We start from the raw sequence: 26,641 nt of genomic DNA, 5'->3' as shown, positions 1-26,641 counted from the left end.
GATCAGCTCCACGTATATTCGATTGTCGGGGTCGCGGTTCGCACACCGCGTTCGAAGTGCCGCACCTTGAACGCGGTCGCGTACAGCGCGGGAACGAAGAACAGCGTCAACACCGTGGCGCCCGTGATGCCGCCCATCAGTGCGGTCGCCATCGGTCCGAAGAAGGCCGATTGCAGCAGCGGGATCAGCGCGAGCACGGCTGCCGCGGCGGTCAGCATGATCGGGCGGAAGCGCCGGACCGTGGCACCGACGATCGCATCGAAGCGCCCCTGGCCCGCGGCGATATTGCGTTCGATCTGATCGACCAGAATCACCGAGTTGCGCATGATGATGCCGGACATCGCAATGACGCCGAGCATCGCCACGAAGCCGAACGGCTTGCCGAACAGCAGCAGTGCGGCGACCACGCCGATGAGCCCCAGCGGCGCGGTGAGCACGACCATCAGCACGCGCGCGAAGCTGCGCAGTTGAATCATCAGCAGCGTCAGCACCACGACGAGCATCAGCGGAAGCTGCGCGATCACCGACGCCTGCGCCTTGCCGCTGATCTCGCCCGCGCCGCCGGTCTCGATCCGGTAGCCGATCGGCAGCGACGCGCGTAGCGGCGCGAGCGTCCGATCGATCGCCTGGGTCACGTCGATGTCCAACGCGTTGCCGCGCACGTCGGCCTGGACCGTAATCGTCGGTTGACGGTCGCGGTCCCAGATCACCGCGTATTCGAGTTCGTTGTTGAGGTGGGCGAGCGCGCCGAGCGGCACCGGGCCGTTCGGCGTCGGCATCGCGAGGTTCACGATCTCGTCGGGGTCGACCCGCTCGCGCTGGGGCGCACGCAGATCGACACTGATCAAGCGGTCGCGGACCCGGTACTGCGTGAACGTATAGCCCGACAGCGTCATTGCGAGGAAGCTCGCCACGTCTTCCGACGTGACGCCGAGCTCGCGCGCCTTCTGCTGGTCGATCTCGAAGCGCACCGAGCGTTCGCCGGGTTCGTCCCAGTCGAAATGGACGCCCGTTGTGCGGGCATCGGCTTTCATCGTCGCCGCGACCTTTTCCGCGATCTCCCGCACGGTGGCGAGGTCGCTTCCGCTGACACGAAACTGCACCGGATAGCCGACCGAGGGGCCCGTCTGGAGCGGCGAAACGCGCGCGCGCACGGCGGGAAAGCTGTTTTGCAGCGTGCTCGCGAGCCAGCGTTCGAGCTTTGCGCGATCGTCGACGGACTTCGCGGTGATCACGAGCTGCGCGAAGTTGGGCTGGGGCAACTGCACGTCGAGCGGCAGGTAGAAGCGGGGGGCGCCCGCGCCGACGAAGTCGACCAGATGATCGATCTCGGGCCGGCCGGCCAGCGTCTTTTCGAGGCGCGCGGCTTCGCGCAGCGTCGCTTGGAACGACGCGCCTTCGGGCAGCCGCATGTCGACGAGCAGTTCGGGCCGCTCGGAGCTCGGGAAGAACTGTTGCGGCACGAGCGCGAAGCCGGCCAACGCGGCAACGAACAAGGCGGCCGTGACGCCGAGCACGACGAGGCGCCGCTTCACGCACCACGCGATGCAGTCGCGCAGGCGGTCATGAAAGCGGCTGGCGCGCGGCGCCGCCACCGGGCTCCGGCGCGTCTGCGCATCGTCGCGCCGGCGGAGCTTGCGAAGCGCGCGCCGAGGCGTCTCGCGTGCGGTGTCCTTGCGTTCGGGTAGCAGGTGATAGCCGAGCAACGGAATCAGCATGACCGCCGCGAACCACGAAGCGATCAGCGCAATCGCGGACACCTGAAAGATCGAACGCGTGTATTCGCCGGTGGCCGATTTTGCCAGCGCGATCGGCAGGAATCCCGCCACCGTGACGAGGGTTCCCGTCAGCATCGGAAATGCGGTACTGCTGTAGGCGAACGCCGCGGCCCTCGCGCGGCCCCAGCCCTGCTCGAGCTTCACGGCCATCATCTCGACCGCGATGATCGCATCGTCGACGAGCAGGCCCAGCGCGAGGACCAGCGTGCCGAGCGAGATCTTGTGCAGGCCGATGTCGAAGCCGTTCATGCATAGCGCGGTGACCGCGAGCACGACCGGGATCGAGATCGCCACCACCACGCCGGCGCGCCAGCCCAGTGAGATGAGGCTCACGGCCAGCACGATCACAATGGCTTCGGCGGCGGCCCGCAGAAAACCGTTGACCGAATGCGAGACCGCGTGCGGCATGCTCGACACCTCGACGAGTTCGAGCCCCGCGGGCAGACGCGCACGCAATTCCGCTGTCTGCGCATCGAGCCGCTTGCCGAGCTGAATCACATCGCCGCCTGCCTGCATCGTGATGCCGATGGCGAGCACCGCGCGGCCGCCGGTGCGAACCTGCGAGACCGGCGGATCGTCGTAGCCGCGCCTGATCGTGGCAATGTCACCGAGACGAACCAGGCGGTGATTGATGTCGATCAGCGTGTCGGCCATCGCCTTCAGGTCGGTGAACTGGCCGCTTGGACGTACGTACACGCGGTCGAACGCGGTGGTCAGCGTGCCGCTCGGCGTGACCGCGTTTTGCGCGTTGATCGCCCGCGCGAGCTGTTGCGGCGTGATACTGAGCCGCGTCAATTGCGCGTTGGGAATCTCGATCGTGATGTGCTCGTCGGGGTCGCCGAAATAATCGACTTTCGCGACCCCGGGCACGCGCAGCAGCACGCCGCGCAGTTCGTCGGCATAGTCGTGCAATTGCGCCGGCGAGAACCCGTCGCCGGCGAGCGTATAGATGTTCGTGTAGACGTCGCCGAACTCATCGTCGAAGTACGGCCCCCGCACGCCGGGCGGAAGCGTATCCGCGATGTCGGCCATCTTCTTGCGTACCTGGTACCACGTCTCGCGCACTTCGTTCACCGGCGCGGAGTCTTTCATCGTGAAGACGATCAGCGATTCGCCGGGACGCGAGTAACTACGCAGATAGTCGAGATGAGGCGTTTCCTGCAGCTTGCGGCCGATCCGGTCGGTCACCTGCTCCTCGACCTGGCGTGCGGTCGCGCCGGGCCAGAAGGTCCGGATCACCATTGCGCGGAACGTGAACGGCGGGTCCTCGGATTGTCCGAGCCGGGCATAGGCGAGCACACCGAACAGCGTCGCGAGCACGACGGCGAAGATGACGAGCGCCTGGTTACGGATCGCCCACGCGGACAGATTGAAGCGGCCGGTATCGTCCGCTGCCGGCCGCCGCGGTCCGCCCGCTCCACCGGGTCCGCCGGGTCCACCCGCTCCGTCGGGCCCCTGGCCGAACGGCGCTCTCATGATGCGAAGTCCTCGGGATGCAACGGCGCTACCGCGCGCACGGTTTCGCCGGCGCTGACGGTATGCACCCCTTGCAGCACGACGCGCTCGCCGTCGTTGAGGCCTCGCGCGACCGAGATCGTGCGGTCGTCGTAGCGGCCAACCTGGACCCGGCGCAGTTCCAGCGCCTGGTCGCCCGGCCGAACGACCCAGACGGCCGGCGCGTTGCCGTCGTGAAAGAGCGCGCTCGCGGGCAGCGTGATCGGGTCGTCCGCTTGCGCCTCGCCGGCCGCGGCGGCGAACGTGACGGTGGCCGTCATGCCGAGGCGGACCTCGGGGCCTGGCGCATCGAGCGTCAGTTTCGCGCGATAGGTGCGGCTGCCGGGGTCCGCGGCCGGCGACAGCTCCCGCACGTGTGCCGTGAAGCGTCTGCCCGTGGCGGCCGGCAGCGAGACGCTGGCCGCGCTGCCGACCGCCAGCGCGTTCAGCAGACTCTCGGGCACGTCGCAGAGAATATCGAGCTCGCCGGACCAGGCGAGATGGTAGACCGCTTGTCCCGCCGCGACGTTCTGCCCGGTATCGGCGTCTTCGGCGGTGATGACGCCGGCATGGTCCGCCGTGAGGACCGTGTACTGCGTCTGATTCTTCAGCAGCGCGAACTGTTGTAGCGCCTGATCGCGCTGCGCGGCGGCCGCCACATACGCATCCTGGGTCTGCTCGAGCTGCGCTGTCGAGATCAGCTGTTCCTGCGCCTGCGCACGGTCGCGATCGAGTTGCTGCTCGGCGAAGGTGAGCCGATGCTGCGCCGCCATCAATTGGGCCTGCGCGCTCGCGAGGCTGCGTTGCGCGTCGTCGGCATCGAGCCGCGCGATCGCCTGGCCGGCCGTGACCGTATCGCCGAGCCGCACCTTCCGCTCGATCAGCTTGCCCGCGATGCGAAACGACAGCGGCGTCGCATAGCGTGCGTTGACTTCGCCCGGCAGCGTCGCGAGCACGGGCTTGCTGTCCCGGTGCACGACCACGGCGATGACCGGGCGCGGCAGCGTCACCTCGGCTTCTTTCGCGTGACAGGCGGCGAGCGTGAGCGCGCCCGACAGCGTCAGCATGATCTCGCGCCAGCGCTTGCTCACGAGTGTTCCTCCAGCTCGCCGGCTTCGAACTGTGCCTTGGTCCGGCGGCGCTGCACCTTGCCGCTCGAGGTCCGCGGCAAGCTGCCCGCCTGCACGATCGCAACGTGACCGACCTGCAGGCCCGCGCATTCGGCGACCTTCTGCGCGATCGCACGCCGCAGCGCCGTGGCCTCCGCCGGCTTGCCCTCGGCACAGACGACCAGTGTCTCGTCGCCGTTGCGCATCACGCTGAACGCGATGACACCGCGGCTTTGCACGCTCGGCAACTCGGCCACCGCCCATTCGATGTCCTGCGGATAGAGGTTCGAGCCGTGAATGACGATCAGGTCCTTGCTGCGGCCGCAGATATACAGCTGGTCGCCGGCGAGGTAGCCGAGATCGCCGGTCTGCAGCCAGCCGTCGCGGTACGCGTCGGCGCTCGCGTCGGCCTGGCCGTAATAGCCCACGGTGATGCTGGGCCCGTGCGTGACGATTTCGCCGACGCAGCGTTCGGGCAACGCGCGCCCGGATTCGTCGACGATCCGCAACTCGTGGCCGGGAAAGCAATGGCCGCAGCCGACCAGTTCGATCGTGCGTAAGCCGTTATCACGCGCAGCCGGTATCGCTCGACCAAGCCCCAGCGCGGCCGCATAGACGACGTCGGTGACGAGCGGCTGGCCGTGGTCGTGAAACGTGATCGCGAGGGTTGCTTCGGCCATCCCGTAGCACGGCAGCAGCGCTTCGGCTCGAAAACCGGCCGGCTCGAAGCGCGCGCGGAACTGGCGCAGCGCTTGCGCGTTGATCGGCTCGGCACCGCAGCCGGCGACGCGCAGCCGCCGCAGATCGAGGCCCTCGAGGTCCTGGTCGCGGCTGCGGCGAGCGGCGAGCGCGTACGCGAAGTTCGGCGCGAAGCTGATGGTGCCGCGGTATTTCGTGATCGCCTCCATCCAGAGGCCGGGCCGGCGCACGAACGCTTCGGTTGCCAGCAGCACGCACGGCAAGTCGCAGATCAGCGCGCCGAGCACGCTGATGAGCCCCATGTCGTGGTGCAGCGGCAGCCAGCTGACATAGACGTCCTGCTCGCGCAGATCGATGCCGCGGGGTCCGAGGAACGCTGTCGCATTCGCGACCAGATTGCGATGCGTGACCATCACGCCTTTCGGCAGCGACGTGCTGCCCGACGTGTATTGCAGGAAGCACAGGTCATCGGGATGCGGCGTGGGCAAATCGCACTCGGGCGGCTCGCCGTCGAGCAGCGCTTCAATGGTCACGATACGTTCGAGACCGGTGTCGACGGCGAGCACGTCCTCGATGGTCTCTCTTGTCGAGTTCGACGTGAGCAGCATCCGGGCGCCTGCCGAGCGCACGATGTGACTGACGGTTTCGGCGTAACGTGTGCGGGTCCTGAAGTTCAGGCTTCCGCGCGGAAATATCGGTACCGGGACGAGACCGGCGAACGAGGCGCCGAGGAAGCTCAGGATGAACGCTTCCGGGTCGAGGACCACGAGCGCGACGCGCTCGCCCTTGTTCAGCCCCAGTGCCACGAGCTTTTTCGCGTGGTTGCGCGCCTCGCGTTCGAGCGCCTCGTAAGGATAGTAGTGCTCGTCGCCGTGCGTGGAGACGAAGCGAAGGCCTCGAGCGTCGCCGCGCGGCAGCGCTGCAACGGCATCGACTAGCGTCTGGTTCATGGTGACGGGTCCCGGTCAGGTAATCTAGATTCAGTGATCGAGCGAAGCAGCGGGCGTCCAGTCGCGGATCGGCTGCAGACGGCGGCGCAGCAGCGCGATCACCTCGTCGTCGCTGCGCACCGGCGCGCCCGGCAAGCGCACGAAATGCGCGGCGAGCTTGCGGTGCTGGCGCGTGACGAGCAGCAGCCAGATCTGCGCGATGTCGATGCGATCGAACACGACCGCGTCCTCGCGACCGTACTTCTCGAGATTCGCCGCGAATTCCTTCGTGAGCTCGCTGAAGTGCGTGCCTTTGCGGACATGGTGGTAGATGTGATAACCGGCGTTGAAGACGCGCGCATTGAAACGCGAGTCGATCGTATTGGTGCTGCTCGTGTACGGGTTGTCAGGCTGATCGGGGTCGATGAACGCGTGCTGGACCCAGTTGCCGATCATCATCATCAGCCGCACGAACACGAACGGAAACACGAACACGACCAGCGTCGCCCGCAGGTTCCAGTACGCGGCGGCGGCAACCGCTGCGTAGAACGCGACCTCACCCACGAGCAGTTGCCTGATCAGCTTCGTATTGCGCGAGCGCCACAGATAGACGGACAGATCGAGCGGCACCAGCGCGGCGAAGCGCAGGTAGTAGTGCAGAAAGCCGATGACGCTATCGCGCTGAAACCGCATCGTGGAGCTCAGGTCGCGTGGCAGGTTGTCGTCGATGTGATGCATGCCCATGTGATGGACATAGAACGTGCCCGGCGTCTGACCGAAGAACGGACACAGCACCCAGTCGAGCAGGATTTCGAGCGCGCGGTACTGCTTCCTGAAGAGCCGCCGATGCAGCGTGCAGTGGTAGCTCATCGTGAAACGGTCGCCGAACGCGTTCCAGACCAGCACGTATGCAACGCCCAGCCACCAGGGAAAGCGGCCGAGCCCATACAGCACGGCTGCGGCGGGAATGAATATCAGCGCGCACTGGAGGTAGAGCCGCAGATGCGGCAGGTCGCGGCGATCATTGAGCAGGCGGTACATGGTGGTTTCCTTCAGGGGCGGTTTCAGTGGTCAGCGGGCGGTCAATTCATGTCAGGTCGGCTCGGGCAGCTCGATCACGCCGCTATGGCCATCGACCTTGAGCTGCATGCCCGACTGCACGCGCGTGGTGAGGCCCGGAATCTGGACGACGGTCGGGATGCCGATTTCGCGGGCGACGATCGCGGCGTGGGTCAACGGACTGCCACGCTCGATCAGCAGCCCGGTCGCCGACGCGAATACGGGCACCCAGCCGGGGTCGGTCCGATAGGTGACGAGGATCCCGCCGTCGAACTCGTTCGCTTCGCGCACGACCTTCGCCCGTCCTTCGGCGAAGCCCGGCGAGCAGGGCGTGCCGCGCAGCGTCGCGCCGGCCGCGTGGGCAGGCGCCGCGCGCAACGCGGCGAGGTTCGCCGGGTTGCTGAGCCAGGCCGCTACCGGGCCATGCGTGACGAAGCGTGGCGGCAGGTCAGCCATGTTGCGATAGCTGGCATCGTCGCGCTTGCGCTGCTCGATGAGCGGGCGCAGTTCGCGGTGGGAGACGGTGCCTTCGAAGCACCCGCGAATTTCCTCGAGGCGCAGATGGAAGATGTCGCGGCCCGTCGCCAGCACGCCGTCGGCGGCGAGACCCTCGCCGATTGCGCGGAACATCCGGCGCGCGACCCCGAACGCGCGCGAACGGCAAAAGCGCACGGTCTCGCGCGCCCGGATCGCGGCGCGCACGCGGCCGCGCGCGCGTGCAAAAATCCAGCGCTGCAGCGGATTGAGCCGCTCACGCAACAACGCGTCGATGTGCGCTTCGGTGGCGCTGCGATCGATCGATACGGCACCATGCGCGAGCGCGGCCTTCAACATATCGAACAGCACGCCCGGGTCTTCGCGCAGGTCGGGCTCTTCGAGCTTCAGTTCGTTGTTGCTGCGGTACGCGAAGTCGGCGAGGTAGCGCTCGATGTCGGCGACGATCTCGGGCGCGCCGCATCCGCGCAGCGCCGCATACGCAACGGCAGACGGCGTGTTGCGGATCAGCGCTTCGACCTGAGGCTTCGCCCGCACGGCTTGCGCAATTGCGCTCAGCCTGCGGACCGGCTCGATCGACTCGATGTCGTCCATGCCGCCGATCACCGCCACTTCGAGCCAGTCGGGCGCACCGGGCATCCACCGCTTGATCAGCCGCCGGACGACGCCGTAACTGAGCCCGATCGCCGACTCGAGCACGATCATCATGCCCCAGCGTGCTAGCAGCGCCTGCTCGAAGCGGCAGTAGTGCGCATAGACGGCGTCGGCGGGAAGCGAGCGATAGTCGAGCGCGTTGAACTCGTCGTAGACCGGATAGAAAAACGCGCGGAAGCGCTCGACGTTGCGCGCGAGACGCGCGAAGTGCCACGCGAACTTCGTGCCGCTCAAGGCCCGGATGCAGGCGAGTCCGGCGCGCGAGCCGGTCTTGTACGGCGCGATCAGCGCGGCGAAGCTCGCCAGATCGAGCGGCTCGTCGACGCCCATCTGGACTTCCATCATCTTGCGCCCGAGGTTTTGGAACGGCGCGAGCCCGGAAAGCTTGTACCAGTGCAGCAGGTTGTAGTACACGCGCCCGTTCAGGAACGCGAGCGTCGAGCCGAGGAAGCCATCCATCTCGCGCCGCTGCTTGTGCGGAATCGCGAGCAACCGGCAGAACTCGCCGAACACCTGCGCATAGACGTGCTGCGCGAAGGTGAAGGTCAGTTGCGTCGTCACGCCGGGATAGTTCTCGACGATGTTGGAGTTGTCCCACAGCTGAAATTCGCCGGTCCGCGACGGGGCCGGTGCGATCGGCGTGGTCACGGGGCGCGCCTGCAGAATCCACAGCTGGTGCTCCGCGATACACCATTCGATATCGAGCGGCTCGCCGAGCTCGCTTTCGAGCGTGCGGGCCGCCGCCACGACGCGCTCGATCTCGCCGTTAGAGAGGGCCGCTGCGTCGCGCAGCGCGGCCGGCACCTCGCGGATGTGGCGGCCTTCATGACGCTCGCGTTTTTCACCGATCACCACCTGCCTGGGCTGTCCGGTGTGGCGGTCCACGGTGATCGTGTCGGCGTCGACCGCGCCCGACACGAGTCCCTCGCCAAGCCCGTAGACCGCGCTCAGCACGACCTCGTCGCGGTTGCCGTTGGCCGGGTTGATCGTGAACACGACGCCGCTCGTGTCCGCCTGAACGAGGCGCTGCAGGATCACGGCCATACCGGCGCCGGCGATATCGAGTCCGTGCTGATGCCGGTAGCGCAGCGAGCGCTCGGAATACGCGGAAGCCCAGCACCGGCGTACGTGTTCGAGCGTCGAGTCGAGCCCGCGGACGTCGAGGAACGTGTCGAACTGGCCTGCGAACGAGAAGCTCGCGCTGTCTTCTTCGATGCCGGACGAGCGCACCGCGAGCGGTCCGTCTCCAATGATGTCGTGCGCGCGAGCGATGTCGGCGCGCAACGCGGCGCTGATGTCGCATGTCAGCACGGCCTCGCGGATCGCGCTCGCGATCGCGGCGGCGTTCGCAGGCGTGAAGTCGCGCAATAGCGCGGCGATGGTCTGATCGAGGCCGCCGTCGCGGCGGAACTCCGCGAAGCAGTCGGTGCCGAGAATCGCCCAGTGCGGCACCGCCACGCCGAGGTTGGCAAGCCGATGGAGCGATCGCCCCTTGTTGCCGGCGAGCCGCTCGATCGTTTCGGCCGGACTCGCCGCGGTCAGGATCACGCGTGGCGATGCTGTCGGGGCGGCGCAGCTTTCGGCCGATTCGAATTCGCCGCGTGCGCGCGTAATGGTGTCGAAAGTCATTGAGGTCCCCGTTGCTCAGGTGCTCGACGAAGCGAGCAGGTCTCTTGCTTCCTCGGCTGTACCGCGCCCGCCGTGAGCGGTCTGCGGGAAGCGCGCGTGCAGATGCGCGCCGAGGTTGATCCAGTCGTAGGCGGCGTGGATCGTTCCGCGCCAGCCCGACGCCGTATCGAAGCTCGCCGGAAACTGCGGGTCGCCGCCGAGGTCGCGCAGACGCTGCGCGAGTTCATCGGCGAGCGCGACGGAGCGCTGTGCATCGCGAGCCGATCCGATCGAGCACTGTTCGAGTTCGCGGATGCCGTCGATCAGCGCCGCATCGAGCGGCAGCAGCCGGATCGCGTCGAGCGTCGCTTCTTCCATCGTCGACTGCGGCGTCACGCCATGCGCGCCGAGCGTGATCATGCAGGCGGTCTGCATCATCCGTTGCAGCGCGTACTCGAGCACCTTCCATTGGCCGCGCTGGAGTGCGCCCTGGGCATCCTCTCGCGCGTTCTCGAGACCGATGTTGGCCCAGATCATCTCGAGACCCGTTTCGGCGAAGCGCCCGGCGGGCATCGGCAGCAACTGGGCACCGCTCGCGCGGCCGCCCGCGAGGCGCGCGCCGCCGATCGAAATCAACGGCGCGCGCGACACCGGCGTCGACGTCGCCTGCTGACGTGCGTGGATTTCTCCGCTGCCCTTCCAGCGCAGGCTGACGAGACCCAGCCGGCTGAAGTCCGCGATCAGCGCGCGCTGCCGGCTCGCCGCTTGCGCGTCGCCACGTCTGGCGATGGCCGTGCATGGCGTGTCGAAGGTGATCGCTCGCCAGGCCTCGGCCGCTTCGTCGTCGAGCGCGAAGACGTCGCTACCTCGCAGCACGTGGACCCGTTCGCCGATCTGCCAGGTCGTCGTGTCCTTGCCGGGGCCGATCAGCACGTTGTCGGCCATGAGGCTCACACCGTTGACGCCGAACTCGCGGATCAGCGCGACCCCCGCCGCGAGGAACCCGCTTTCGGCGCCATGCTCGCGCGGCGCGTGCAGCAGGCTCCACAGACGGCCGACGCGGCCGGCGTCGACGGTCGCGCGTTCGAGTTGCAGCGACAGCCATTTCGGGCTCATGTAGCACTCGCCGAGGCGTGCCACGTGACTCTTCGCCGCATGAAACGCGGCGGTCCTGATCCAGGCGCGTGCGTAGTCGGGCTCGCCGAGCGCGAACATCGCCACCGCATAACGGCCGGTCTGACGCGCGAAATCCTCGAACCACAGCGCCACCGCCTCGCAGAGCGCCTCGCGGCCAAGCGCCGCTTGCAGCGTCTCGATCAACGCCGGGTTGTCGATCGGCAGCGCGCCGATAAAGCGCTGGCACCGTTCGAGCAGATTCCACGACAGGCGCGCGACCGCGCGCCGGCCTTTGCCGAGCGCTGCGCGAACCTGCGCGAGTTCGCGGCGCAGCCGCCCCGGACTCAGCAACCTGACCTCGACGCGGCGGCCGTCGATGAACAGGATGTACGGCATCGTGGCTGGCTCTAGCCCGCTATCGACGATCGCGACGAAGTCGACGTCGGAGCGCTCGTTGCCAAAGCCTTCGGCGATCGAGCCTTCGAGAAACACGGCGCTCGGTGCCCGCTGTTCGAACTGGGCGCCGAGCGCGGCCCGCGCTTTTTGCCAGAGCTCGGCGAGCATCGGATCAGTCATCAACATAGTTAGGCTCCCTGAGCGTCAAGCCGTACGCGGCACGAAGTAGCCGGCCGCGATCCCGTAACGAAAGATCCTGCGCAGCAGCGTTTTGCCGGTCGCCCGAGGCAGGGCCGGCAGGATCGCGGCGGTCGCGTCGCGTGCAAAGCGCACCTGGCGCGTCAGGTACGACTCGTACAGTTTCACGACCTCGTCGTAGTAACGCCGCTCGAGCGGTTTCATCGCGGCGGCGTCGAAGACATGCCGCGGCACATAGCGAGGCACGTGAAACGAGGGAAACTCCGCGCAGACGTCGTTGATTTCGCGCAGCGTCGTCGGCGTGCCCGAGGTCAGATGCAGCGTGCGTCCGCGCACGAGCGGAAACTTCGCCAGCGCTTCGACGACGCAGTCCGCGACCCAGTCGATCGGCACGATGTTCAGCGTCGCGCCGTAGTCGCCCGGCATCGTGCGCACGAGTCCCGCGGCCGTCAGGCGCACGACGGTGTACAGCGTGTCGAACTTGCGGATCACGCCGCTCGCCGAGTCGCCGACGATGATCGACGGGCGCAGCACCGCCGCCGGCAGACCGCTGCGCATCGCCGCTCGCACCGACTGTTCCGCGCGGTACTTGCTCTGCTCATACGGGTTGCCCAGACGCTGACCGAGTTCGAGATCGTCCTCGCGGAATACGCCGGGGCGCTCGCCGCAGACATAGGCGGTGCTCACGTAGAGCAGCGGAATCGGCGCGTCGCCGCTACCTTGCGCGAACTCGACGACGCGCTCGGTGCCGCGAAAGTTGATCGCGTCGTAGACCTCGGGCTTGCGCCCGAAGCTGGTTAGCGCGGCACAGTGGACGATCGTGCCCGTTGCCGCGCGCAGTGCCTCGTAGGTGTGCGGATCGAGCCCGAGCCTGGGCTCGGCGACGTCGCCCCGCACACATGCGAAGGTTCCGGCAGCGGGTGTGTGGCCGCCGTACGGTGTTGCCGCGAGCGGTGTGCCGTCGTTGCGGACAACCGGTCCATCGGAGCGCAAGAATGCGACGACCGGGTACCCCATCGCCGTCAGCCGGGCGATCACTTCGGCGCCCAACAGACCTCGCGCACCGGTGACGAGAACGTGCTTATCCATCGTGGGTGACCATCCAGGGTTGCGTGTCATTTGAGGAGAAGCCCGGCCAGCAGTCCGAGCTCGACGGCGACGATGAAGCGGGTGCCAGCCCAGCGTGGCCGGCCCGGTCTGCTCGCGGGGCCCGGCCAGCTCGCGTTGAGCCACACGAGCCACACGAGCGGCAGCGTTGCGGCATAGATCGCATACGTTTGCGACAGGCTTGCCAGGCGCGAGAGCGACACGGTGATGCCGAGCGCCAGAATCAGCAGGGCATTCAGCGCGACCCGAATGGCGCGCGCCGACAGGAGATAGGGCTGCAGTGCGGTGGTGCCGACCTTGCGCGAGAACTTCCAGAATTCGTAGCCGGTCCACATCGAACCCGCTACGCACGCCACGACGTAGAAGCTCAGTTCGCGCCCAGCAACGTCGCGCCACAAGAAAAAGCCGTATATGAAGATGGCGAAGGGCGCGCCCTCGAAAACGGGTAGGCACAGCAGCGGGTGGGTCGGGAGCAGCCGCTTGAAGACGAACGGCGCAGCGAAGGCCAGTGCGGTGGCGGCAGCGGCGGCCGTTCGCGCGTGCTCCATGCCGGCGTTCAGCGCAACGAGCAGGATCGCGCTTGCCGCGAGGCTGGCGACGAGGCGTGTGCGTCGCGCCTCGCGTCGCGCCAACAGCGCGTGCCCGGCGGGATAGTCGCGTTCGAGGTCGTCGAGGTCGTCGATCAGGCGAAGCTGGACGAACAGCAAAAAAAACGACGCAAGACCGGCCAGCAAGCGCCAGCCCGGTTCAATGGCGACGCCGGCTATCCGTCCGTATAGCAGCAGCGAGCAGACGAACGCGCCGGCGATCGGCACCGCCTCGGTCGCCAGAGGCAAGCGGCCGAGCGTGTTGCCGAAAGCGGCTGCCGCGGCGGCAAGCCGGCCACGTCTCGCATGCGCGGTGGCCAGCGAAAGGCGCGGGCTCATGTGCGCATCCCCTCATTGGCGTCTATACGGACCGCCGCGTGCCGGATGCACAGGTCCACTAGCGAGCCGACCGTGAAATACGCTTCGGCGCGTTCTTCGTTCAACGCTTCCAGAGGCAGACGCTCGATGCCAAACGCCTGCTCGATTGCGACCACGGCTTCGACGAGCGACAGCGAGTCGAGGCCAAGATCGGCGATCAGCGAACTGTCGAGGCGAATCTCAGTGTTGAAGTCACGCTGATGCTCGCGGCAGACGCGCAGTAACTGCGTGCGTACGACTCCGAATACGGTGTTGCGCGTCGACGCATTTTTCGATGTGCTGGCCATGCTGGATCCCTTTCCGTTCACGCGTTGCTCGACGCGGCGTAGCGCCAAGGCAGTGTCTGGCCGCCGGCCAGGATGCCCTGTGGATGCGCGAGCGCGACAGGCTCGATCGCCAGCTCCAGGCGGACGGCTTCGAGTGGCCGCTGCAACGCTTCTTCCCAGCGGTAGGAAAGGGGAATGCGCGCGCGCTTGCCACGCAGCCACGCGCGGCGCAGAAAACGATGGACCCAGAAGTTCGGCCACCACGGCGCGGTCAGCGCGGTGCCGAGCAGACCGACGATGCGCGCACGCATCGGTTCGAGCCCGCAGTCGAATGCGAGAAGCGAGGTCTCGCCGGCCCAGTCCTGGCCATAGCCCGTCAACACGTGCAGCAGGTCATGAATGCAGCCGGTGCGCTCGATGAACCACTGACGGTCCGGGCCGGGGAGGATTTCTTCGAGGCCCGCGGCCAGCCGGCTCGCCTGCAGCAGACCATCGGCGCTGTAGCCGCTGTGCTCCATCATCGCCACGTAAGCGCGGCCGAACGAGCCCGGCGGCAAGCGCAGCAGCGTGTCGGAATCCGCGAGCGTGCCGAGCAGTGACGGCTGCTCGGCAAGCAGCGCGCCGGCGCCGGGCTCGCCGAGAAAACGCTGGTACATCGTCTCCATCTGGCCGCCGTCGAGCGCGATCATCACTTCGTAGGCATGCTGAATATCGTCTACGTTCGCCCTCAACGCCTTGATCGCCCGCAAGGCGCGCGGCCAATCGATGTGGCGTCGCGCCAGCGCGTCGTCCTTCGAGGTTGCTGTCATCTGCGGCTCCCGGCAAAGATCAAGAGGGCGAGTCACGAGTGGCAATCGACCGGTGCCTCGCGATTCGGGTTCGGATACGGCAAAGAGGAATCAAGGCAGGCCGGCCACCAACTGTGGATGCTTTTTGCAGGGTTCATGCCAGTCGTGCGTCGGCAGCACGAAGGTCGTCCTCATTCCCTGCAAGAACGGACCGAAGTGCCCAGATCTCAAAAGGCCGCGCGGGTATCGAGCCGATTGAAGCGGAGTCTGCGATTTGCCGACGCACGTTCGGAGCGAGCCCGTCGCAGCCTGCTGGATGTCGGTGCCGGGCCAACAGGCGAAGCGCATCTGTTGGTTGCAGATCGACTGCGGGACATTCGATACCGGCCCGGTACGCATGCCGACGTCCAAACATCTAAACGTGCGCATGTATCGCGCTGCCCTTTGAAATCTGGCTGCCCGCTTGCGTCATTGCTTCTGACGAGGACTCACGTCGCGCTGCAAGAGCGCGCCTGGCACGAACCGTGCGCCAGGAGCGCGAACAGTGAGTGGTGCGCATTGATGGTCGCGAAACGTATCGCTTGGGAATACTCACGAGGATGGAGGTAGAGCAATGAATCAGGCATGGAAGGCGAAAGCGGGGCAGTTCCTGCCGGGTGCGAATCTGACTGTGTTGCCGCACTGGGAGCGCGACGCGGTACCGAGCTACGTTCGTGCCGAGGTCTCGGTGCCAGGGCGCCTTCACTTCGCGGTATTCGACTTTATGCAAATGGCGCCCGGCTTCGGTGGCGGCGGACTCGGCGTATCGACGAGCACGGTCGGACACCGGATTACCGTCACGAAGACGACCAACGGTGAGGGCGGCTGCGACGTGCCGAGCGGGCGGCACATGCTCGAGTTGTTCAAGCGAGCCGTCGGTTACGCACGTGACGACATCCGCGTCGATCGGGTGCGCAGCATCCAGCACCAGCACAGCGGCTTCGGCTCGAATGTCTCGTTCAATACCGCGACGCTCGCCGGCTTGAACGCGTTGTTCGGCTCACCGTTTTCGCCGCACGACATGTGGGAAATGATCACCCGCAACTACGTCGAGACCGCGAAGGATGACGAGCACGTGTATTTCGGACTGGAGACTGGCGTTGGCGAAGCGTGCCTGTTCTTCGGCGGTCTGGTCTGGGTCGACGAGAAGCACGGCAACGGCCGTTTTCTCGGCAACCTGAGTTCGGAAAACCTGTGGGTGACCACCGCCGTTGGCAACTACGACACGCTATCGACCGAAGCGCTGCGCGCCCATGGCGAAGGCGCGGACATGTCCGGCACCACCGAGGCAGGCTTCGTGCCGACGCATTTTGTCGAGTGGCAGAAGCGCTACGGCATCGCGTGGCGCAACTTCATCGAGCAGAAGTTGCGGCCAGCACTGCATCGCAACGACCTGTTCGCGTTTCTGAAGCACGGCTGGGAACTCAACAGCATGAGCAACATGAAGGTGCTCGAAGGCATTTTCCGGACCGACGTGATGCGTGAGTTCGACGAGACGATGCAACGCGAGGGCGCGGTGTACGCGGGGATGAGCAGCGCGGGTCCGGGCTTCTATGCATTCTCCGACTGCGAGGACAAGGCGAAGCACCTCGCGGCGGTGATGATGCATCGGTTCAGCGATTTCATGAGCGAGATGACGGTGGCCCGCGCGGGCCAGAAGCTGTCCATCGACGTCGCCGTCTAGGCGCATTCCTGCGAGCCCTCGCGAACCTTTCCACCGAGACCGATCGAACATGGCCAAGCGCGTCACCTTCGTCAACACGAACCAGATCAAACCGGCGATTGCGCCGATTGCGTTCGACTACCTGTCGGCGCCGATGGAGCGAGCCGGGTTCGCGCTCGATTTGCTCGACCTGTGCTTCTCCGACGATTGCGAGGCGGCCATTGCCGCGCACTGCCGCACCGCCGCGCCGGATTACTGGGGGGTGACGCTGCGAAATACCGACGACGTCTATTTTTCCAGCGGCTACAGCTTTCTCGACAGAATCAGGGACATCGTCGCGTTGCTTCGGCGCGCGCGCGCGGTTCCGGTCGTGATGGGCGGCGCGGGCTACTCGGTGATGCCGGAAAAACTGCTTGCTTACCTCGACGCCGACTTCGGCATCGTCAGGGAAGGCGAATTCAGCTTTCCCGAGCTGCTGACCTGCCTCGAAGAAGGCAGGAGTTTCACGCACATACCCGGCGTGGTCTACCGCGATACGGCCGGGGTGCGTGCTACGCCGCTCGCCCCGAACGCATGCGGACCGCTGGCCAGCATCGGGCCTCACAAACGCGAGTTGGTCGACAACCCCCACTATTTCGCCAAAGGCGGCCAGATCGGCATCGAAACGAAGCGCGGTTGCAATCGCTCCTGCATCTATTGCGTCGAGCCGCTGATCAAAGGCCGCACGGTGCGCATGCGCGAACCCGATGATGTCGTCGCCGAGATGGCATCGCTCGAAGAACGCGGGGTCAACGTCTTTCACATCAACGACTCGGAATTCAATCTGAGCGTCGCGCATCCTCTTGCGCTGTGCGCGGCCATCATCCGGCACGGGCTCGCCGGCAAAATCCAGTGGTATGCGTACGGGATGCCGCGGCCGTTTCCCGATGAACTCGCGGCCGCGATGAAAGCAGCCGGTTGCGTCGGCATGAACTTCGGCGTCGACACCGCCAGCGAAACGATGCTGAAGATACTGCGCCGCACCTTTAGCGCCCACGACATCGAGCATGCGGTCAATACGGCGAAGCGCCACGGCCTCGAGCACATCATCGAGCTGCTGTTCGGCGCCCCCGGCGAGACGCAGGAAACCGCGCGCGAGACGATCGAGTTCATCAAGCGGGTCGATCCGGAGCGCGTTTCGGTGACGGTCGGGCTGAGGATTTTCCCCGGCACCGAACTCGAGCAGATGATTCGCGGCGAAGGCCTGCACGTCGGAAATCCGAATCTTCACGGCCATATCGAAGGCAACGACCATCTGCTGCATCCGGTGTTCTATCTGCCGACCGCATTGGGCCCGGACCCGCAGCAATTCATTGCCGATCTGATCGGCAATGATCGGCGGTTCTTCGGGACCAACGCGAGTCTGTTCAACTACAACGCGAACGACGCGCTGGTCGAAGCGATCGCGCAAGGCGAACGGGGCGCGTATTGGTCGATCCTGAACCGGATCGAGAAACGCTTCGAAGCGGCCCACGACGCTCGCGGATGTCACCGCACGTCCGCGGCCGGCGGCGATGCGGATTGGGCACCGATCGAGGTTGTGACGATCGAGCAAAGTGCCTGATGCGGTGTGCGATGCCCGAAGCGGCCAGTCATCCAGTGGCCCGCGTACTTTCAACCCAGGAGGAGTGCATGCTTTTAGAAAACAGCCAGCCTGAGCCGTACAGGATCAAGATGGTCGAGCCGATCAGGCTGATCGACCGCGAGCAACGGCAGGCGCGGCTTGTCGCCGCCGGGTACAACGTCTTTCGCCTCGAAGCAGACGACGTCTACATCGATCTGATGACGGACAGCGGCACCTCCGCGATGAGCGCGAACCAGTGGGCCGGCATCATGACCGGCGACGAATCATATGCCGGTTCCCGCAGTTTCACGAAGTTGACGCAGGCCGTGCGGGACATGCTCGGCTTCGACTACGTATTGCCAACCCATCAGGGCCGGCCGGCCGAGCACTTCCTGTTTCGGACCCTCGTGCGCCCAGGCCAGGTGGTGCCATTCAACGCGCCGTTCGATTCGACCGAGGCACACGTATCGATTGCCGGCGGGACCGCGATACCGTGCGTCGCCGAAATCGGCTACCAACCCGCTGTCGAGCACCCGTTCAAGGGCGACGTGGATGTGCAGAAGCTGCGCAACGTGATCGAAAGCGAAGGGCGCGACAATATTCCGCTGATCATGGTCTCGCTGACGAACAACGCGGGCGGCGGCCAGCCGGTATCGATGGCGAACCTGCGCGCGGTGAGGGCGTTGGCCGATGAGTTTGCGATTCCGGTCTACTTCGATGCGGCGCGCTGCGCGGAGAATGCTTACTTCATCCAGCAGCGCGAGAGCGGGTATGCGAACCGGTCCGTGGCGGAAATTCTGAAGGAGCAGTTTTCCTATGCCGAGGGCTGCACGTTCAGCTGCAAGAAGGATGCGCTGGTCAACATCGGCGGCTTGCTCGCGACACGGTCGCGCACGCTCTACGAGCAGGTCGTGCCGCTGCTCGTGCTGTACGAAGGTTTCGTCACCTACGGAGGGATGGCGGGCCGCGATCTCGAGGCACTCGCGATCGGTCTGCGCGAGATGGTCGACGACCGATACCTGCAACACCGCGTAGGTCAGGTCGAACGGCTAGGGGACACACTGCTTGCCAGCGGCGTTCCGATACTGAGGCCGACCGGTGGACACGCGGTGTACGTCGATGCGGCCGCCTTCCTGCCGCACCTGCCGCGCTCGCAGTTCCCGGCCGAGGCGCTGGCTGCCGAGCTTTATCTGGAGGGCGGCGTGCGCGCCGTCGGTCTGGGCTCGTTGGCGTTCCTGAAAGAAGATCCGTCGACGGGCACTGTCAGCGCCCCGAGGCTGGAACTGCTGAGGCTGGCCATTCCTCGCCGCGTCTACACCGATAGCCACCTCGCGGCGGTTGCCGCCGCGTTGATCCGGGTCTACCAACGACGCGATGCGATCCGGGGAATGCGCATCGTCTCGGCACCGTCGATGCTCAAGCACTTCACCGCGGTCCTCGCGCCGATCGAGGCCCGTGACGAGATGCTGGCGGAGTCTCGGGAAGTTATGGTCTGAGGTGATTTCATGTCGAATGGTGTCTTCGAAACGCTCGAGCTCAAACCGCATGCTTATCCGGGGGTTCTGGTCACGTTGTGCGGTGTGGATGGGGCGGGGAAGTCGTCACTGATGGAAAGGCTCGAAAGCGCGTGCACGCGTGCGGGGCTCAACTGCGTGACGACGTTTACGCCGACCCGTCGGATCCGCAAAGATGCGCTGTTCCGGGACATGGTGGACAGCCACTGGCATACATCGAGCGCCGGTTCCGGACTCGACGTAAACCGACGGCGCGTCGACATGCTGGGCATTCTGCTGTCCATCATGGGAGACCTCGTCCAGCATCTGACCGACACGGTCGTACCGGCACTGGAACGCGGCGACGTCGTTTTCTGCGACCGCTACGTGTTCACCTCTCAGGCTGAAATCGGCACGCGTTCCGATCCCGCTGAGACTGCGCCTGTGCTCCGCAGCATCGCCGGTCACTTGCTGCGTCCCGACGTCGCCTTTGGTCTGAACGTTTCCGGCGCGACTTCACACCGTCGCGTACGGGCAAGGAACGACGAGAACGACCAGCCGCCGCCGATGAGCTTTCTGACGCGTCAGGTGGCGGCCTATCGCGCCGTGTTCGAGGTCAACGGCGTTGTCGCGCTGGATGCGGAGCGCAGTCTCGACGAGACGTTCTGTCAGGCACTCAGTCATCTCGTGGCGATCGACCGTGTTGCGGGGCGGTTGGGCTCTATCGGGGCGGAACGTCTTACACGAAGCGTGGCGGCATGCTGAGGCTTCGACCTGCGCCCGGGAAGCCGGATTCGGGCATCGAGATATGCGACAAAATGCGCGTCGACACGTTTTGATGAGCATCTATCCTTCGAGGAAGGACCATGATGCATGGAACATCAGAGCCAGGGAGACGACGATGCTTAGCCCACATGAGATCGCAACGCTCATGCTTCTCGAGACAAACCCCCGTCCAGAAAATTTCGATCCCGGCGATCTCGACGCGTTGTGCGAGCGCCAACTTGTATTTCTGGAAAAGCTCGCGTCTGGATACGCGCGAGGGCGTCTGACCGCGCAAGGACGCTCGATATTGCGGTCGGTCGGGAGGGTGAACTAGTGTCGCGCTCTGCATCGCCTGGGAGCTTTGACCTTCAGGAGCAAAGTGACCGTTGATCCGCACGCACGCATGCGGGGAATAGTGGGCAGCACCGGAATGTGCCGGGCGACGCTCGCGCTCAGAGGGCTAGGCCGCCAACGGGACAGCGCCCGTACATTTGATTTCATCGAGGCAAACGCTGGACTTGACTCCGCTCACGCCCGGAATGCGCATCAGCGTATCCAGCAGAAACTCCGACAGCGCTTTCAGGTCTTGCGCCACGACCTTGAGCATGTAATCGATATCACCCGTTACGACGAAGCATTCCTGAACCTGGGTGAGTTCCGAGATCATTCGCTTGAACTTCGACAGGTCGCGGACATGGCCTCGCTCCATCGTCACCTGGATGAAGGCCACTACGCCAAAGCCCAGCAGCTGCGCGTCGAGCCGCGTCTCGTAGCGTTTGATCACACCCATTTCCTCGAGCCGGCGATGCCGCCTCAGCGTTTGCGCGGGCGACAGTTTGATCGCCTCCGCAAGTTCGAGATTGGAGATGCGCCCCTGGGACTGAAGAATCTCCAGTAGACGCACGTCGATACGGTCGATGTCGATTGCCTGCACTTTTATTTCCTCGTTCTCCAGTGAAATGAAATATTAATGCACAAATCAGGGTTTGTCTGCGTCTGCAAGGAAATCCAATTGCGTCGATAAAAACTTACACTGAATCCAAATGGCGCTGCGACGACGCCGGAAAATGCGTTGAGAGAGTGGTCCGAGGACGCTGCCTGCGTGGCGATTGGAGAAATTTGCTTTCATTTTTCCGACACCCGGCACCACTCGGTGCCGGTTGCTCGCAACAAATCATTCACCCTCTGCTGAACCTGAGAGATCATGGCCGACCTGTTTGACAATCCAATGCAACTGATGGGCTTCGAATTCGTTGAATTTGCCTCGCCCGTACCCAATGTCCTTGAACCGCTGTTCGAGCAGATGGGCTTCACACTGGTGGCTCGCCACCGTTCGAAGGACGTGCTGCTTTACCGCCAGGGCGAAATCAACTTCATCGTCAATCGCGAGCGCAACAGTGCGGCCGCTTACTTTGCCGCCGAGCATGGCCCGAGTGCGTGCGGCATGGCATTTCGCGTGAAGGATTCGCACAAGGCCTACGCCCGCGCGCTGTCGCTAGGGGCTCAGCCGATTGAAATCGCAACCGGTCCAATGGAGCTGCGATTGCCGGCAATCAAAGGCATTGGCGGCGCACCGCTTTATCTGATCGACCGCTTCGAGGACGGCAAGTCGATCTACGACATCGATTTCGAGTTCATCGAAGGTGTCGAGCGGCGGCCGGCCGGTCATGGCTTGCGCCTTGTCGACCACCTCACGCACAACGTCTATCGCGGCCGCATGACGTATTGGGCCAACTTCTACGAGACTCTGTTCAACTTCCGTGAGCTACGCTACTTCGACATCGAGGGCGAATACACGGGTCTCACGTCGAAGGCGATGACGGCGCCGGACGGCAAGATCCGCATTCCATTGAACGAGGAATCTGGCAAGGGGAGCGGGCAGATCGAGGAATTCCTGATGGCCTTCAATGGCGAGGGCATTCAACACATCGCGTTCCTGACGGACGATCTGATAACGGTTATCGACAATCTGCAGATGGCAGGCGTGCCGCTGATGACGGGGCCCAACAGCTACTACTACGATGCGCTCGAGACGCGCTTGCCGGGCCACGGTCAACCGGTGGGCGAATTGCAATCGCGCGGCATCCTCCTCGACGGAACGACGGCAGACGGGTCGCCGCGCCTGCTGCTGCAGATTTTTTCCAAGCCGCTGCTTGGCCCTGTCTTTTTCGAATTCATCCAGCGCAAGGGTGATGAAGGTTTCGGCGAAGGCAATTTCAAGGCGCTGTTCGAGTCGCTCGAACGCGATCAGATCGAGCGGGGCACGCTGAAGGTTTGACGCGCGTACAACCCCGTTGATAGCTCTCGACCAGAGCAGGCGAAAAGCGAGGCGTGGCGTCCAGAACCAACCGCAGGACACAGGAGACAACATCGTGGCACACCAGCAACAGGGCACGCTACAGCGCGGCCTGAAGAATCGTCACATTCAGTTGATCGCGCTAGGAGGCGCAATCGGCACCGGCCTCTTTCTCGGCATCGCGCAGACCATCAAGACGGCAGGGCCGTCCGTGTTGCTCGGGTACGCGATCGCGGGCATCGTCGCCTTCTTCATCATGCGGCAACTCGGCGAAATGGTCGTCGACGAGCCGGTGGCGGGATCCTTCAGCTACTTCGCAGGCAAATACTGCGGCCAATTCTCCGGCTTCGTGTCCGGCTGGAACTACTGGGTGCTGTACGTTCTCGTGTCAATGGCAGAACTGTCGGCCGTTGGCATCTACATGCAGTACTGGTGGCCCGGTCTGCCCACGTGGGTCTCCGCGCTCGTCTGCTTTTGCGTCATCAACGCGATCAACCTCACCAGCGTGAAGTCGTATGGCGAGCTCGAGTTCTGGTTCTCGATCGTCAAGGTCGCGGCGATCGTCGGCATGATCGGCTTCGGCGGCTACCTGTTGATTTCGGGCCACGCAGGCCCTGACGCGGGCGTGGCCAATCTCTGGCGCCACGGCGGCTTCTTTCCGAACGGCGTGTCGGGCCTCGTGATGGCGATGGCTGTCATCATGTTCTCGTTCGGTGGACTGGAACTCGTCGGCATTACGGCCGCCGAGGCGGAAGATCCTTCGCACACCATCCCGCGCGCAACCAACCAGGTGATCTACCGGATCCTGATTTTCTACGTCGGCGCACTCGGCGTGCTGCTGTCGCTGTATCCGTGGGAAAAAGTCGTTACGGGCGGTAGTCCGTTCGTGCTGATCTTTCACGCGATGAATAGTAACTTCGTCGCCAACGTGCTGAATGCGGTGGTGCTCACCGCCGCGCTGTCGGTGTACAACAGCGGCGTCTACTGCAACAGCCGCATGCTTTACGGCCTCGCAGGCCAGGGCAATGCGCCGCGCGCTCTGCTGAAGGTGAACGCCCGCGGGATTCCGCTCGTCGCGCTGGGTGTTTCCGCCGTGGCGACGGCCACCTGCGTGGTGATCAACTACCTGATGCCCGGCAAGGCATTTGAACTGCTGATGGGGCTCGTCGTCTCGGCGCTCATCATCAACTGGGCAATGATCAGCATCATTCATTTGCGCTTTCGCAGCGCGAAAGCGCGAGCCGGTGAGACGACCGTATTCCGCAGCCTGGGCTATCCGCTTACCAACTATCTGTGTCTGGTGTTCCTTGGCGGCATCCTGGTGGTGATGTGGCTGATACCGGATCTGCGCATGTCGGTCTACCTGATCCCCGTTTGGCTCGTTGCGCTGGGCGTCGGCTATCGCTTGCGCAATCGACGCGCGGACGCCTCGGTACCAGTTGGTGTGCCGATGCGCTAGGCACCGCGTTTCTGCAACCATTTGGCCTAATCCAGGGAATCAGCATGTTTGAACACATCGATGCCTACGCGGGCGACCCGATCCTCACCTTGAACGAGAACTTCGCGAAGGATTCGCGCAACCATAAGGTCAATCTGAGCATCGGCATCTATTACGACGATCAAGGCCGCTTACCGGTGATGCAAGCCGTACGCGAGGCCGAAGGACAACTGCTCGCCGAGCTCGGTCCAAAGCCGTACCTGCCGATGGCGGGCTTCGCCCACTACCGCGATGCCGTGCAATCGTTGGTGTTCGGCGACGACTCGCCGGCACGTACCGAGGGGCGCATCGCGACTGTGCAGACCTTGGGCGGCTCGGGCGCGCTCAAGGTCGGTGCGGATTTCATCAAGCGCTATTTTGCGGGCTCACGGGTATGGGTCAGCGATCCGACGTGGGAAAACCACCGTTTCATCTTCGAGCGCGCGGGATTCGAAGTCGACACGTACCCGTACTACGACGAATCGAGCGGCGGGCTCAAGTTCGAAGAGATGCTATCGGCCATCGACGCGCTGCCGGCGCGCAGCGTCGTCCTGTTGCACGCGTGCTGTCACAACCCGACGGGCGTCGATCTGAACGACGCGCAATGGGTGCAACTGATCGAGGTCATCAGGAAGCGGACCCTGCTGCCATTCATCGACATGGCGTATCAGGGCTTCGGCGCGGGCATCGACGCGGACGCATTTGCGATTCGTGAACTCGTGCGCCAGAACGTGCCGGCGTTGGTGGCCAATTCATTCTCGAAGAACTTCTCGCTGTATGGCGAGCGCTGCGGCGGACTGTCGGTGATTTGCGAGTCGCCGGACGTTGCCGGGCGCGTATTGGGTCAATTGACGAGCGCTGTGCGCGCGAACTACAGCAATCCGCCGACGCACGGCGCAAAGATCGTAGCGCGCGTGCTGACAACACCGGCAATGCGGCAATCATGGCAACGAGAGCTTGCATCGATGTGCCGGCGCATCATGCGTATGCGTGCGGAGATCCATGAACGCCTGCGCGGCAAGGTGCCGGACACGATGCTCGCGCGCTACCTCGAGCAGCGCGGTATGTTCACGTACACCGGGTTGTCGGCAGACCAGGTCGACACGCTGCGCGAACGGCACGGCGTCTACTTGATCCGGTCCGGGCGCATGTGCGTCGCCGCGCTCAATGACAACAACGTTGCGACGGCTGCGGAGGCCATCGCGAGGGTCATCTCGCGGGCAGGCGATTGAGACTACTGCCGCAAGCCTGGAGCCGCGGCTGGACACGCGATCAGTCCGGCTAAGGTGCGCGCGATGGCGGATCGGTTCCAGACCGACGTCGAAGCCGTCGCTAACGCTCTCGATGCGGTGCACGGCATGGAAATCGTCCTTTTCAGTTTCGTCGCGCGCTCGCGTTGCCGCTGTGCTTGAGCGTCGGATCGAGCAACGAACCCTTGACGTCGAGCGAAGACGCTTGCCCGAGTTTCGCGTAGTCGTTCTCGAGCCATACGTTCGCCACTTCGCGGCCACGCTCGAAGAGCGTTTTGAGCAATGACCAGGACGTGCTGCTCTTGGAAACAAAACCGAACTTCGCGAGAAAATCGTCGTCGCGAATCAGGTGAAACCTGACGGGCTTGAAGCGGCTTTTGCGCGCCGCTTCCTCGCCGACCGAGTCGAGCACACGGTTGACCGCTTCGATCGCGTTGATCTCCAGTACGACGGACGCGTTGAAACCGATTTCATTGAGCCGGTCGAGAATGCCGCGCGCGTCTTTAGGCGGCATGTCGTGGCGCACGAACGGATTCGCGAGAACGAGAATCAGGTCCTGGGCATGGGCGATCAACGGCGCCAATGGCGGGTTGCCCAGATAGCCGCCATCCCAGTACGGTATGCCGCCCACGCTGATGGTGCGAAACTCGCTCGGCAGGCATGCGGAAGCGCGCAATACGTCAATGGAAATCTCGGGGCGGGTGAAAATTGCGCGTTGGTTGGTTCGTACGTCGGTTGCGCAGATGAACAGTTGCGGGCCATCGCGCGTGGTATTGAGCGCGGCGAGATCCTGTTCGGGGAGGGCGGAACGAATCACCGGCCCGAGCGGATCGCGGTAAAACGGATTGCCGTAAGGCGAAGCGACGAGTCCCACGGCCTCCAGCATGATGGCGGCGGGATTCCAGTCGATATTCCAGCCGCCGAATGGGCCGGGTTCGGAAAAGCCGAGGAGCGCGTTGCCCGCCAGCGCGCCGGCGCGCGATACCGCTTCCCAGAAGGCGCGCAGCATCTCGCGTGCTTTCGGTGCGCCGCTGGTTGCGAGACCCGCCGCGCACAGCGTCGCATTGATTCCGCCCGCGCTTGCGCCGCTGATCGCCGCGATATCGAGCGGGGTTGCCTGCGACGAAGCCTCCAGCAGACGGTCGAGCACACCCCACGTGAAGGCGCCGTGCGAACCGCCGCCTTGCAGGGCAAACGCGACCTTGGGGCCGTTCTGTCGCGTCGGGTTCCGGGGTTCCTCCATCGCCATGGCTCCTTCGCGTCTTCATCGCGTTCCCGGCAATCTTACGCGCACGCGAGGATACTTGCGTCGGAAACGTCTAGCTTTTAATGCTTCGTCCTGTCCCGCATGCCATGGCGGATCGCCCTGGATGCTGCGATACTATTTATAAGCG

The 26,641-nt window shown here is 64.7% G+C and carries 20 protein-coding genes; 8 read left to right on the top strand and 12 right to left on the bottom strand.

Features of this window, described 5'->3' with window-relative positions; genetic code table 11:
• Positions 1-2: 2 nt before the first annotated feature.
• The 10 genes from HDG34_RS07350 to HDG34_RS07305 form a co-directional block, all read right to left on the bottom strand.
• The gene (locus tag HDG34_RS07350) at positions 3-3,254 is read right to left on the bottom strand and encodes an efflux RND transporter permease subunit (protein WP_260321067.1); all 3,252 of its coding nucleotides are present in this window, start codon (positions 3,252-3,254) and stop codon (positions 3-5) included.
• Positions 3,251-4,339: an efflux RND transporter periplasmic adaptor subunit gene (locus HDG34_RS07345; protein ID WP_184059227.1), complete on the bottom strand. Its 1,089-nt coding sequence runs from the start codon at positions 4,337-4,339 to the stop codon at positions 3,251-3,253. The genes HDG34_RS07350 and HDG34_RS07345 overlap by 4 nt, the downstream gene beginning before the upstream one ends.
• A gap of 20 nt (positions 4,340-4,359) precedes the next feature.
• Positions 4,360-6,030 (bottom strand): fatty acyl-AMP ligase, encoded by a 1,671-nt coding sequence (locus tag HDG34_RS07340; protein ID WP_184058805.1) that lies wholly within the window; start codon positions 6,028-6,030, stop codon positions 4,360-4,362.
• 30 nt (positions 6,031-6,060) lie between these two features.
• Positions 6,061-7,050 (bottom strand): fatty acid desaturase, encoded by a 990-nt coding sequence (locus HDG34_RS07335; RefSeq protein WP_184058803.1) that lies wholly within the window; start codon positions 7,048-7,050, stop codon positions 6,061-6,063.
• Between the two features lie 51 nt (positions 7,051-7,101).
• Entirely contained in the window at positions 7,102-9,846 is a 2,745-nt protein-coding gene (locus HDG34_RS07330) for a phosphoenolpyruvate synthase (RefSeq protein WP_184058801.1), read from the bottom strand.
• A gap of 15 nt (positions 9,847-9,861) precedes the next feature.
• Entirely contained in the window at positions 9,862-11,523 is a 1,662-nt protein-coding gene (locus HDG34_RS07325) for a nucleotidyltransferase domain-containing protein (protein WP_184058799.1), read from the bottom strand.
• An 18-nt stretch (positions 11,524-11,541) separates the two neighbouring features.
• Complete coding sequence (locus HDG34_RS07320; RefSeq protein ID WP_184058798.1) at positions 11,542-12,624, bottom strand: SDR family oxidoreductase; 1,083 nt, start codon at positions 12,622-12,624, stop codon at positions 11,542-11,544.
• 26 nt (positions 12,625-12,650) lie between these two features.
• A complete protein-coding gene (locus HDG34_RS07315; RefSeq protein ID WP_311734854.1) occupies positions 12,651-13,457 on the bottom strand; it encodes a hypothetical protein in 807 nt (268 codons plus the stop codon).
• A 107-nt stretch (positions 13,458-13,564) separates the two neighbouring features.
• Positions 13,565-13,894 carry an acyl carrier protein gene (locus tag HDG34_RS07310; RefSeq protein WP_184058795.1) on the bottom strand — a complete coding sequence of 110 codons (330 nt, stop codon included), beginning with the start codon at positions 13,892-13,894 and terminating at the stop codon, positions 13,565-13,567.
• Between the two features lie 17 nt (positions 13,895-13,911).
• Positions 13,912-14,682, bottom strand: a complete 771-nt coding sequence (locus HDG34_RS07305; RefSeq protein WP_184058793.1) for a Coq4 family protein — start codon at positions 14,680-14,682, stop codon at positions 13,912-13,914.
• Positions 14,683-15,274: 592 nt separating this feature from the next.
• Between HDG34_RS07305 and HDG34_RS07300 the strand changes: the two genes are divergently transcribed.
• The 5 genes from HDG34_RS07300 (at position 15,275) to HDG34_RS38950 (ending at position 20,558) form a co-directional block, all read left to right on the top strand.
• A complete protein-coding gene (locus HDG34_RS07300) occupies positions 15,275-16,384 on the top strand; it encodes a hypothetical protein (RefSeq protein WP_184058791.1) in 1,110 nt (369 codons plus the stop codon).
• 49 nt (positions 16,385-16,433) lie between these two features.
• Positions 16,434-17,966 (top strand): B12-binding domain-containing radical SAM protein, encoded by a 1,533-nt coding sequence (locus HDG34_RS07295; protein WP_184058789.1) that lies wholly within the window; start codon positions 16,434-16,436, stop codon positions 17,964-17,966.
• Positions 17,888-19,462, top strand: coding sequence for a tryptophanase (locus HDG34_RS07290; RefSeq protein ID WP_260321090.1), 1,575 nt, complete (start codon positions 17,888-17,890; stop codon positions 19,460-19,462). Before HDG34_RS07295 ends, HDG34_RS07290 begins: the two co-directional genes overlap by 79 nt.
• A 9-nt stretch (positions 19,463-19,471) precedes the next feature.
• On the top strand, positions 19,472-20,224 hold the full coding sequence (locus HDG34_RS07285) for an AAA family ATPase (RefSeq protein WP_184058787.1): 753 nt from the start codon (positions 19,472-19,474) through the stop codon (positions 20,222-20,224).
• A gap of 136 nt (positions 20,225-20,360) precedes the next feature.
• Positions 20,361-20,558 (top strand): hypothetical protein, encoded by a 198-nt coding sequence (locus tag HDG34_RS38950; RefSeq protein ID WP_260321089.1) that lies wholly within the window; start codon positions 20,361-20,363, stop codon positions 20,556-20,558.
• 126 nt (positions 20,559-20,684) lie between these two features.
• Here the strand turns inward: HDG34_RS38950 and HDG34_RS07280 are convergent, their stop codons facing one another.
• Positions 20,685-21,158 (bottom strand): Lrp/AsnC family transcriptional regulator, encoded by a 474-nt coding sequence (locus tag HDG34_RS07280; RefSeq protein ID WP_090811524.1) that lies wholly within the window; start codon positions 21,156-21,158, stop codon positions 20,685-20,687.
• A gap of 270 nt (positions 21,159-21,428) precedes the next feature.
• On the opposite strand from HDG34_RS07280, the gene hppD reads away from it, so the two are divergent.
• The 3 genes from hppD to HDG34_RS07265 all read left to right on the top strand — a co-directional run bounded on the left by hppD (position 21,429) and on the right by HDG34_RS07265 (position 25,229).
• On the top strand, positions 21,429-22,502 hold the full coding sequence (hppD, locus tag HDG34_RS07275; RefSeq protein ID WP_184011854.1) for a 4-hydroxyphenylpyruvate dioxygenase: 1,074 nt from the start codon (positions 21,429-21,431) through the stop codon (positions 22,500-22,502).
• Positions 22,503-22,596: 94 nt separating this feature from the next.
• Complete coding sequence (locus HDG34_RS07270; protein ID WP_409259263.1) at positions 22,597-23,979, top strand: amino acid permease; 1,383 nt, start codon at positions 22,597-22,599, stop codon at positions 23,977-23,979.
• A 44-nt stretch (positions 23,980-24,023) separates the two neighbouring features.
• Positions 24,024-25,229 (top strand): amino acid aminotransferase, encoded by a 1,206-nt coding sequence (locus HDG34_RS07265; RefSeq protein WP_184058785.1) that lies wholly within the window; start codon positions 24,024-24,026, stop codon positions 25,227-25,229.
• Between the two features lie 142 nt (positions 25,230-25,371).
• Here HDG34_RS07265 and HDG34_RS07260 read toward each other — a convergent pair whose 3' ends face one another.
• A complete protein-coding gene (locus HDG34_RS07260; RefSeq protein ID WP_184058783.1) occupies positions 25,372-26,490 on the bottom strand; it encodes a patatin-like phospholipase family protein in 1,119 nt (372 codons plus the stop codon).
• Positions 26,491-26,641: the final 151 nt, after the last annotated feature.

This window comes from Paraburkholderia sp. HC6.4b (genome assembly GCF_014200875.1).
GTDB lineage: Bacteria > Pseudomonadota > Gammaproteobacteria > Burkholderiales > Burkholderiaceae > Paraburkholderia > Paraburkholderia tuberum.
This window is presented reverse-complemented; position numbering and strand designations above follow the sequence as displayed.